The sequence below is a fragment of the Gemmatimonadota bacterium genome, from assembly GCA_009838845.1.
In the GTDB taxonomy this organism is placed as follows: domain Bacteria; phylum Latescibacterota; class UBA2968; order UBA2968; family UBA2968; genus VXRD01.
On the sequence record VXRD01000017.1, the window covers coordinates 1 to 11165 of the forward strand.

9 protein-coding genes are annotated in these 11165 nt (G+C 52.4%); 5 read left to right on the top strand and 4 right to left on the bottom strand.

Going from position 1 to position 11165, the window contains the following annotated elements; translation table 11 throughout:
- Positions 1-53 precede the first annotated feature (53 nt).
- The 5 genes from F4Y39_02425 to F4Y39_02445 all read left to right on the top strand — a co-directional run bounded on the left by F4Y39_02425 (position 54) and on the right by F4Y39_02445 (position 6529).
- Positions 54-2492, top strand: a complete 2439-nt coding sequence (locus F4Y39_02425) for a carboxypeptidase-like regulatory domain-containing protein (protein MYC12564.1) — start codon at positions 54-56, stop codon at positions 2490-2492.
- A gap of 119 nt (positions 2493-2611) precedes the next feature.
- A complete protein-coding gene (locus tag F4Y39_02430; GenBank protein ID MYC12565.1) occupies positions 2612-3952 on the top strand; it encodes a sulfatase in 1341 nt (446 codons plus the stop codon).
- A gap of 14 nt (positions 3953-3966) precedes the next feature.
- Positions 3967-4350, top strand: coding sequence for a DUF2237 domain-containing protein (locus tag F4Y39_02435; protein ID MYC12566.1), 384 nt, complete (start codon positions 3967-3969; stop codon positions 4348-4350).
- Complete coding sequence (locus F4Y39_02440) at positions 4347-5288, top strand: aldo/keto reductase (protein MYC12567.1); 942 nt, start codon at positions 4347-4349, stop codon at positions 5286-5288. Before F4Y39_02435 ends, F4Y39_02440 begins: the two co-directional genes overlap by 4 nt.
- A gap of 173 nt (positions 5289-5461) precedes the next feature.
- Positions 5462-6529: an Ldh family oxidoreductase gene (locus F4Y39_02445; protein ID MYC12568.1), complete on the top strand. Its 1068-nt coding sequence runs from the start codon at positions 5462-5464 to the stop codon at positions 6527-6529.
- 207 nt (positions 6530-6736) lie between these two features.
- Here the strand turns inward: F4Y39_02445 and moeB are convergent, their stop codons facing one another.
- The 4 genes from moeB to ftsY all read right to left on the bottom strand — a co-directional run bounded on the left by moeB (position 6737) and on the right by ftsY (position 11063).
- Positions 6737-7915 (bottom strand): molybdopterin-synthase adenylyltransferase MoeB, encoded by a 1179-nt coding sequence (moeB, locus tag F4Y39_02450; protein ID MYC12569.1) that lies wholly within the window; start codon positions 7913-7915, stop codon positions 6737-6739.
- A gap of 86 nt (positions 7916-8001) precedes the next feature.
- On the bottom strand, positions 8002-8811 hold the full coding sequence (locus tag F4Y39_02455; protein MYC12570.1) for an Mrp/NBP35 family ATP-binding protein: 810 nt from the start codon (positions 8809-8811) through the stop codon (positions 8002-8004).
- Between the two features lie 17 nt (positions 8812-8828).
- Entirely contained in the window at positions 8829-9989 is a 1161-nt protein-coding gene (locus tag F4Y39_02460) for an IscS subfamily cysteine desulfurase (protein MYC12571.1), read from the bottom strand.
- Positions 9990-10136: 147 nt separating this feature from the next.
- On the bottom strand, positions 10137-11063 hold the full coding sequence (ftsY, locus tag F4Y39_02465; protein ID MYC12572.1) for a signal recognition particle-docking protein FtsY: 927 nt from the start codon (positions 11061-11063) through the stop codon (positions 10137-10139).
- Between the last annotated feature and the right edge of the window lie 102 nt (positions 11064-11165).

The following is an 11165-nucleotide window of genomic DNA, read 5'->3' on the forward strand; positions in this document are numbered from 1 at the left end:
TTTTTTTACAATTCTGATGGGTATTATTTTTATGATCATTGGGCTTGTGATGTATGAAAAACGCGCGGAAATATGAGAGTTTGAAGCGCAAGATGGTAAAACAGACTATGACAACGCAATGGGTGTGGTTTTTTGCCGTTCTTTTATTGGCTACGCCGGTGCAGGCAAAGGTGATTCAGGGCACTGTGACCGATGCGTCAACAGGAGAGCCGCTTCCCGCTGCAACGGTGCATGTTCTTGGGGCTTATGATGGTACGATTTCAAATACCGAGGGGAAGTATGTGCTGTCTTTGCGCTCTCTTCCCGCGGTGGTGGAGGTGCGCTATATCGGGTACCGGTCGCAGCAGTACCAGGTGACGGAGGATGCAGCCGATGTGCGCGATTTTGCCCTGGAGCCAGTGCCGATTGAGTTGGAGACGCTCGTGGTGAAGGCTGAGGATATGGGCCCGAATATTATGCGTAAGGTCATCGCGCAGAAGCAAACGTGGTGGGATAGTCTGGAGACGTTTCGCGTTGAGGCTTATTCGCGGTTTGTTTTGTACAAAGACGCTGAGATTGTCGCTATTGTCGAGAGCTTGTCCGATGGTTTTTGGGATGAAAAAAAGGGATGGCGGGAGGTCGTTAAGGATAAACGCGAGACAGAGAATTTGGATTTGGGGATTGCCGTGCCCGCGGCTGCGGGTGTGAATTTGTACGATGATGAAACTGGACTCTTCGGGCATCGTTTGATCGGTGTTACGCATCCCGATGCACTGGAGCACTATGATTTTGTGCTCACAGGCCGTCGCAAAATGGATGATCGCATTATTTACGATATTGACGTGAAACCCAAACACAGCCTCAAGACGGCTTTTAATGGTCGCGTGGCTGTGCTCGATAGTGTGTACGCGCTCGTGGAGGTGGAATTGACGCCAAATCGGGCGTTTTTGTTTCCTCCGCCTGTTCGCGAATTTACCATTACTATGCGACAGCAGTTTAGCAATTTCGGCGGTGATTACTATTTGCCGGTGGGCTATCAGTCGGATGTGAATGTTGAGGTTGGGATGATTGGTTTGCAATTTCCGCCTTTTAAGAGACAACGCGTTTCTCGGTTGACGGGGTATGAGGTGAATGTCGCGTTGCCCGATTCGCTTTATGAACAGGATCGCATTGTGGTGGTGGATTCTGCGCGTGTGGAACAGGATAGTTTGTTGGTTCAAACAGCACTCGCCGTGCCGTTGGATGATATCGAGCAAGAGGCTTATGCGCGCATTGACAGCACGATGACGCTGGATAAAGCGTATGAGCCAAAGGGGTTTTTAGCGCGTTTTGTGAAGGATGACGAGGAAAAGAAGAAAAGCGAAAAAAATAGTAAGGATGGTGAGAAGAAACGCAAGTTGCCGTTTCGAGTTGATCCCGATATATGGTTCAATCGCGTGGATGGTGGGCATCTGGGTTCAAAAATTTCTGCGGGGTCGAGTCAAAGCCGGGCGGCTTTTGAAGGTGGAGGTGCGTATAATTTTGGTTTGAAACGGTGGTCTTTGAATGGCAAGGCAACGGTGCGCTGGGGGGCGAGCAACAGGGGTTTTGTTTCGCTTGAGGGATTTCGCGGAACAGATACGCGCCATCGGTCGAGACTGTATAGCCGATACGAGGTCAGTTTGCGGCAGATTAGAGGTTTAGAAGATTATTTTGATTTTTTCTGGCGCGAGGGTGTAAGGGGCACTGCGGGCTATCGGTTTGGTCGTCCGCGAAGGGCAGGTGTGCGGTTGAGCGGTGGGATTAATGTTGCGCAACACAGTTCGGTGGAGAAGATGACGGATTGGCATTTTAGTGGGGATATTGATGTGCAACGGCCCAATCCGGAGATTGATCCGGGCAATTTGCGTTCTGTGTTTTTGCGTGCGGATATCGAGGGTAAAAATTCGGGACCCGCACTCATTTTTGGGAAACGAAAAATCGCATTGGAGGTTGAACACAGCCGGTCGGGATTTGGTAGTGATTTTGATTTTACACAGGTTCGGGTGCTGTTGGATTGGCGGATCGAGACGATGTTTAAGCGGCGTTTGTTGCCCAATGTGCTCGACGTGCGCGTTGTAGGCAGTGCGTTTGCGGGGACACTGCCCAGGCAGCGTTTTGAGATTTTGGATTTAGGGGTGCTATTGAGCAGGGTTTCGATATTCGGGGGATTTCGAACGCGAGTGGATCGCCCTTATGAAGGCGAGAAGGTGTTGGGGATGTTCTGGGAACACAACTTTCGCACGATTCCGTTTGAGTTGGTCGGCTGGCGGTGGGCTGCGGAGCGCAATATTGGTTTGATTGTTCACGGCGGGCACGGGCGCACGTGGTTTGGAGATCGGACGCTATTGGATTACGCGCCGCAATATACAGACGGTTTTCACCACGAATTGGGTGTGTCGATTAACGGGCTGTTTAATTTATTCCGATTGGATTTTTCAAAGCGTTTGGATGCGCCGGGATTTTTTGTGAGTGTTGGGTTTGTGCGGTTTTGAGGGTGTGGTGGATAACACATCATCTTCGCCCCTTGTCAGATACATTGACAAGGGCCTTTTTGGTTTATAATATTGTCGCGGTTTTTTGCGGGATTTACACTTTAATGTAAAGGAGTATCATGGCCAGTAATGTCATTCTCATTTTTGGCGATCAGTGGCGCGCACAGGCGTTTGGTTATGCCGGCAATACCTGTGTGCAGACGCCGAATATCGACCGTCTCGCGTCTCAAAGTATCAATGCGACACACGCGGTTTCGGGGTGTTCGGTTTGTTGCCCGGCGCGGGCGTCTCTGCTGACGGGGCAATATCCGCTCACGCATGGCGTTTTTGTCAATGATGTGCATTTGAGCGATAGGGCTGTTAGTCTGGCACAGGCTTTTAAGAATGCGGGATACGATACCGCTTATGTCGGCAAATGGCATGTGAATGCAAATGGGCGATCCAATTATATTCCGCCCGAAAATCGGCAGGGGTTTGATTATTGGAAGGTGCTGGAGTGTACGCACAATTACAATAATTCTTTTTATTATGCCAATGATTCCGACGAGAAGCTCACATGGGAGGGATACGACGCGATTGCACAGACGCGCGATGTGCAAGAGTACATCCAGAATCGCGATTCGGAGAATCCCTTTTTGCTTGTGCTTTCATGGGGGCCACCGCACGCGCCTTACGAGACTGCGCCGGAAAAATACCGCGCGATGTATCGTCCCGAGGATGTGCCTTTGCGCGAGAATGTGCCGCCAGAATCCGAAGCAAATGCCCGAGAATGGATTGCGGGATACTACGCCCATTGTACTGCGCTGGACGATTGTATGGGCGATTTGCTCCAGACACTTGATGATAAGGGTATAGCCGACGATACGCTTTTGCTCTTTTTTTCGGATCACGGCGATATGCTCGGTTCACAAGGGAGTGCGAAAAAGCAACAGCCCTGGGAGGAGTCTATTCGCATTCCGTTTTTGTTGCGATGGCCGGCGCAATTTGGATCGGAGGGTCGCGAGATTTCTGATCCTATTGATATTCCCGATATTATGCCTACGCTTTTGGGGCTTTGCGGGATTGATGTTCCCGATACGGTTGAGGGGCTGGATTTTTCGGATTATCTTATGGGAGGTGAGAATCCTTCTGATGGTGCCGCGCTTTTACAATGTCCGCAGCCTTTTGGGCAGTGGACGCGCGATAGGGGCGCGCGTGAGTATCGCGGCTTGCGGACGGTGAAATATACGTATGTTCGCTCACTTGATGGGCCGTGGTTGCTCTATGATAACGAGGCTGATCCCTTTCAGTTGAATAATCTCGTTGATGATCCCGAATGCGCGGATTTGCGCCGCGATTTGGACGTCTGGCTCCAGCGCCGCCTCGATGAGGGGGGCGATGAATTTCTGCCTGGGGCGGACTATATTCGACAATGGGGATATACGGTGAATGAGAGCGGTACTGTGCCTTATACAAATTAATCTCTGGAGTGAAAATGAACCGCGGTAAAAATGTTTTGGGCGAGGAACTCAAAAATTGTTGTACCGATCCTATGACGGGTTTTTTTAGAGATGGATGTTGTCGCACGGGTCCGGGCGATTTGGGATTGCATATTCTCTGTGCGGAGATGACGGAAGAGTTTTTGGCTTTTTCCCAGTCTGCGGGCAATGACCTGAGTACGCCTGTGCCTGAATTGCGCTTTCCCGGCCTTGTGCCGGGTGATCGCTGGTGTTTGTGTGTTCAGCGCTGGGTTGAAGCTCTCAATGCGGGTTTTGCTCCTCCCGTTTATCTTTCGGGGACGCATATTTCCACGCTTGAGTTTGTCGATTTGGACACGCTGAAGGAATATGCACTGGATGATGGAGATCCTTTGACATGATTGAAAAAGCCACTCTTCAAGTCCCGCGTCGTCGCTGGGGCAAAACAGAACTTTCTATTCCTGTTATTCCCTTTGGTACGCAGGGGTTTGGCAACAATTTTGGCTCTGTTACCGATGATGAAGCCGCAGATCTCATTCGGTTTGCGGTGGATATTGGGGTTAATCACTTCGATTGTGCGCGGTGTTATGGCGATTCGCTTCGAAAGCTCGGTCTTGCGATTAAGCAGGGCGTTGTCGAGCGCGGTGAAATCATTATTAGCGGGCGCGTTTGTTGCCATAGTGCCGCGAAGTGGGGGGGCTATGGAGATGGAGACCCGGATTACTCAACGGAGCACGCGCTTGCCGATATAGAAGACCAGCTCGATATTCTGGGGATTGATCACTTCGATGTGCTTTTTATTCACGATCCGTGGAGTATCGAGGCTACGCTGGTTTCGGGGGGTACGCTCGAGGGATTGGAAAAGGCGCGGGAACGGGGGTGGGTCAATTTTATTGGATACGGGATGCGGCCCCACGATTTTCACCTGGCGCAGATCGAATCGGGGCGCACGGATTGTTTTCTGTGTTTTGGGGATCACAATCTTTTGCGGCAGACCATTAGCGAAGATATTTTGCCCGCTGCTGCGGCGCGCGATCTGGGCGTGATGAATGGCTGGTCGATTATGCGCGGTTATCTCACGGGTGTGCCAGTGGAAAATTTTGTGCCCCGCGACCGCTGGCGAGAAGATCACGAGCGCGCCGAGAATATGCGTCTGTGGTGCGAAGATCGCGGGTACGACTTGCTCGAGCTGACTTTGCAATTCTGTATTCGTGAGACCCGCATCCACGGCAATCCGCTCGGTAGTCTGAATAAGGCGCAACTCGAAGCCAATGTGCGCGCGGCGTGTGCAACGGTTTCCGATGAGGTGTTTGAAGAGTTTTTCGCCGCAGGGATTTAGACGATAAAAAGCGCGAATAGACGAATAGACGAATGGCAATACACACTGATTTTGGGAGGATGGGTGGGGTTCGTAGATTCGCAGATTCGCAGATTCGTAGATTCGCAGATTCGCAGATTCGTAGATTCGCAGATTCGTAGATTCGCAGATTCGCAAAGGAGATTATATCGCCCATGAAAATGCACACGTATCAACCCGCACATCTTCACGCGCTTACGAGACGTTTGTTCGAAGTTTCTGGTGCGACACCTGATATCGCATGTATTGTGGCGAAGATTCTGGTGAATGCCAATCTCGCCGGTCACGATTCTCACGGCGTTCTCCGCATCCCTTTGTATCTCACTAATATCTCCGAGGGGGGGATGAATCCGGCGGCTGAACCGACTACGGTGCGGGAATCGGCTACTACACTGGTTCTGGACGGCAACGGGGGGGTGGGGCATCTTACGGCTTATCGCGCGGTCCATCAGGCGATGGAAAAAGCGCGAACTTCTGAAATTTGTTCGGTTTCGTTCACGCGGGTTGCCCATATTGGGCGGCTGGGAGAATATGTCGAGATTGCCACGCGCGGGGGTTTTATCGGTATTTGCATGGTTGGTGGGGGTTCGCCCAATACGATGAAAGTTTTGCCTTTTGGGGGGAGGAAAGGGAGTCTGGGTACCAATCCCATTGCGGTGGGCGTTCCCACGGGCGATGAGGCACCTTTTGTAATCGATTTTGCCACTTCTATGGTCGCCGAGGGCAAGCTCCAGGTCGCGCGAAGCAAGAATGCGTCGATTCCCGATACTTTTATTGTGGATAAGAATAATAATCCGTCAACCAATCCCCTCGATTTTTACGATGGTGGATTTTTGCGTGCTTTTGGAGAGCACAAGGGCTACGCGCTTTCGCTGATGGTCTGTTTGATGGGGCTGCTTTCAGGAGCCCAAAGGGAGGGCCGGCGTTCTGGAGGCGCGTTTATGCAGGTTATCGATATTAGCGCGTTTACAGATTTGGACAGTTATCAGCAGGATATTCGCGCATTTTTAGATGCGATGAAGACGACCGAACCCGCCGATGGGGTAGATGAAGTTCTGGTTCCGGGGGATTTTGAGTACCGCAACCGCAAGCACCGCCTCAAACATGGTATTGAGATACCCGGTACGATTAACGAGCAAATTGGCGAATGGGCAGATCGCCTCGAGGTACCTGTAGATGGTAGTATTGTGGAGGATGAGGATAGGATGCATTATCAGAGGTGAATGCACAAAGAGGAAAAAATAAAAGGGGTGAGACCGGTTGGTGGTTTCACCCCTTTGTGTTTTTGGAAAGCACGAATAGACGAATAGACGAATAGACGAATAGACGAACTCCACTCCACCCCTGAAGTCGTTACGATCGCCGATTCGTTGATTCGTTGATTCGTTGATGAACTGCTGGCGCAGTTGTACCCCGTTCCGCTGATTCGTTTAATCCGCCGCGTCGCTGTGATCCATGGAGCAGAATGCCTGATAGTCCATGAGTTCGGTGATGGTCGGGTTGTCGCCACATACAGGGCAATTTTTGTCGCGGCGAATTTTGAATGTGTTGAAGTTCATTTGCAGGGCGTCGTACATCAGCAAGCGGCCGATGAGTGGATCCCCCTGACCGAGTATGAGTTTGACAACTTCTGTGGCCTGCACGAGGCCAACTGTGCCGGGCAGAACACCCAGCACGCCTGCTTCGTCTCACGACGGTGCCAGGTCTGCTGGCGGTGGCGCGGGATAGAGGCAGCGGTAGCAAGGCCCCTCACCGTCGCACGTGTACACCGTGACCTGACCTTCAAAGCGGAAGATGCTGCCATCCACGATGGGTTTTTTTAAGAAGACACACGCATCGTTGACGAGATAGCGCGTTGGGAAGTTGTCGCATCCGTTGACGATGATGTCGTATTGGGGAAGGATGTCCATGATGTTGTCGGATGTGAGATAGTCGGTGTGTGGCACCACATCGCAGCCGGGGTTGATTTCTTTGAGGGTCTCGTAAGCCGAGATGGCTTTGAGACGACCCAGGTCAGATGTGCCGTGCAGTATCTGGCGTTGCAAGTTGGTGACATCGACGATGTCGGCATCGACGATTCCCAGTGTCCCAATGCCAGTCGCGGCCAGATAAAGTCCGGTTGGGCTGCCCAATCCGCCTGCGCCAATGAGCAGCACTTTGGCGTCGAGGAGTTTGCCCTGTCCGCGTTCTCCCACTTCGGGGATGAGGAGGTGACGGGAGTAGCGCTGTACTTCGGCTTTGTTGAGCGCGCGGTCGCGGTCAATGTGGAGATCGGCATTTTGCCACGCGTCGATGTCGCCCTGGATATACGCGACGTCGGAATAGCCCATGTCTTGAAGTGCCTGTGCGGCCAATGCGCCCTGGCCCTGAGCACCATAGACAATGATTGCGCGGTCGCGGTCATTGTCCATGCTTTCTATGCGGAGTTCGAGAAAGCCACGCGGTACGTTTTCCGCGCCGGGGATGTATCCTTCGATATAATTTTCGCGCTCGCGCACGTCTATGAGCAGCGTGCCATTTGCGTTGATTTTCTCCTGTGCGCGTTCTGGAGAAAGTCCCGTGGTGCTGGCTTCTGCCTGTGCGACGAGCATTTCATAAGTTGCACTCATGGCGTCCCTTTCGGGTTGGTGTTTGGATTTGAGTGATCACGGGGATTTAATGTAAGGTATTTTTTTTCATTCGCAAGCCCGAAAAGTTAGACAATTGTGATTTCGGGCAGGTCGCTTTCTCTTTCTTCCAGTGCGTTGGCAATGCGCCGGGCGATTTCGGGGAAAGCATTGTTTTCACCTGTTGCGATGGGCGCACCCGTGTCGCCGCCTTCGCGAATGTTGGGCTGGATGGGGATTTGTCCGAGTAGGGGCAGGCCAAATGCATCGGCGATGTGTTGACCTCCGCCTTCGCCAAAGAGGGGGGTGTGGTCTCCGCAACACGGGCAGAGAAAATAGCTCATGTTTTCGACAATGCCGAGGATGGGGACTTCGACTTTGCGGAACATTTCTATGCCGCGATGTACGTCTTCCAATGCGACATTTTGCGGGGTGGTGACTATGACCGCACCGCTGAGGGGCACGGTTTGGGCAAGGGTGAGTTGTGCGTCGCCCGTGCCGGGGGGGAGATCGACGACGAGGTAGTCGAGTGCGCCCCATATCACGTCAACTATGAATTGCTGTATCATTCTGCCCACGATGGGACCGCGCCATATTATGGGGGCATTTTCTCCGGCGATAAGGCCGAGAGACATGAATTTGACATTGTGATTTTCAAGGGGCAGTATTTTTTGGCCCATGGACCTGGGTTGCGCCGTGCTGCCCATCATGATCGGCACGTTGGGTCCGTAAATATCCGCGTCGAGCAAGCCGACCGTTGCGCCCTGCTTGGCGAGCGAGACCGCGAGGTTCACGCTAACTGTTGTTTTTCCCACGCCGCCTTTGCAACTGGATACTGCGACGATGTTTTTGACTTCGGGTAAGATTTCGGGGCGTTGGGGTCGGTCTGGTGTTGGCATGGTGGCTCCGGGGATGTTTAGTAGTTTGGCGATATTTCGCGCAGGCGATTGACTTCTTTAATCACGCGTTCTGCAACATAATCAATTTCTACTTCGGTGTTGAATCGGCCAATGCCAAAGCGTATGCTGCACTGTGCCATGTCATTGCTGACACCAATGGCTTTGAGTACGTAGGATGGTTCGAGAGATGCGGATGTACAGGCTGAACCAGATGAGAGGGCTACGTCTCGCAAGCTCATGAGCAGGCTTTCGCCATCTACACCGGTAAAGCTGATGTTGAGGTTGCCCGGCAGGCGTTGTTCGGGGTGGCCGTTGAGTTGTATCTGGGGCAGCGCGTTGAAGAGGTGGTTTTGCAGGCGATGGCGCAAGTTCTGGCTGTGTTTTGCTTCGGTTTCGATATGTTTTTGTGTGAGCGCGCAGGCTTCTCCCAGGCCCACAATGCCCGGTACATTGAGCGTGCCAGAGCGCATGCCTTTTTCATGGCCTCCGCCGTCTATTTGGCCGACGAGGCGAACGCGCGGACGGCTGCGCACATAGAGCGCGCCTGCGCCTTTGGGTCCGTAGAGTTTGTGGGCGGAGATGGAGAGCAGGTCGATGTGCATGGCTTCGACGTCGAGCGGGTACTTGCCAATGGCCTGTGCTGCATCTGTGTGAAAATAGATGTTTTTTTCACGGCATATTGCCCCGATTTCTTCAATGGCCTGGCAAGTGCCGATTTCGTTGTTGGCCGCCATGATGGAGACGAGTGCGGTTTTGTCTGTGATGGCGTTTGCGATGTCTGATGGGTCGGTAATACCGTGTGAATCTACGGGTAAGACTGTGACTGAGACGCCGTCGCGTTCCAGGGCGCGGCAAGAGTCGAGTACGGCGTGGTGTTCGGTGGCTTGTGTGATGATGTGCGGTGTTTTGGCTGCGGCGACCACGCCTTTGATGGCGAGGTTGTCGGATTCTGTGGCGCCACTGGTAAAGATGATGTCTTTGGGCTGTGCGTTGATGAGGCTGGCTATTTGTTCCCGCGCGAGATCAACGGCATCTTCGGCATGCCACCCAAAGGTGTGTGTGCGACTGGCGGCATTGCCAAAGCGATCTTTGAGATAGGGCAACATCGCGTTGAGTACCCGTTCATCTATGGGTGTGGTGGCGTTGTTGTCGAGATATATGGGCAGTTGGATAGGCATGAAGAAGTGAAAAGTGTGAAGTGTGAAATCGTGTGGTTGGGCAGGGTTCGTCTATTCGTTGATGAACTGGCCTGAGAGGCGGCCAGTTATACACCGTTCCGTCTATTCGCGTTTTTCTGAATATACCCGATTTCGCATTGGCGTCAATTACTCAAATAGAGCCTGGACAAAGGTTTCGGGGTCAAAGTCATCCAGGTCCTCAATGTCTTCTCCCAGGCCAACATAGCGCACGGGGAGGTCGAGTTCATCGGCGATGGCGATGATTACGCCTCCTTTGGCGGTGCCGTCGAGTTTTGCCAGGACAAGGCCCGTGAGTTCAACGGTGCTGTGAAATTGTTTTGCCTGTATGACGGCGTTTTGTCCGGTGGTTGCATCGAGTACGAGCAGGGTTTCGTGGGGGGCACCGGGCATGGCTTTGGCGACGACGCGGCGGATTTTTTTGACTTCTTCCATGAGGTTGATTTTGGTGTGCAGGCGGCCTGCTGTGTCGATGAGTACGACGTCGATGTCGCGTGCTCTGGCTGCCTGAATGGCGTCGAATGCCACGGACGCTGCGTCTGCGCCCGGTTGGTGTTGCACGATGTCAGATCCCGTGCGGTTGGCCCAGATGCCGAGTTGGTCAATGGCTGCTGCCCGGAATGTGTCTCCCGCGGCAAAGAGTACTTTTTTGCCTTCGCGGCTGAGTTTGTGAGCCATTTTGCCAATGGTGGTGGTTTTGCCCACGCCGTTGACACCTACGACGAGGATAATGTGGGGTTTGGTTGTGATTGCGATAGATGGCGCAGTGTCTGAAGGCAGGAGGATTTTGCGGATTTCTTCTTCGAGAAATTCCTGGACTGCGGTTTCCGGATTTTCAACGGGTTCGCCGGTTTCAAAGCGTTCGCGCAATTGGTCAATTATGCGAAGGGTGGGTTCTACGCCAACGTCTGCTTCGATGAGAATTTCTTCAATTTCTTCAAGGGTTTCTTCGTCGATTTTAGGGTGCCGCCGAATGACTTCGCGGATTTTTTGTACCATGCCTTCGCGGGTTTTGGTCAGTCCCTTTTTTAGTTTGTCGATTAATTTATTGAGCATGAAAATTCCTTAATGTTTGCACAGAGGAGCAGGAGTTGTTACGATAGGGCAATAGATACACAAAACGGATTTTTTTGACAAAAAAAAGACCGTTTGTCAGGA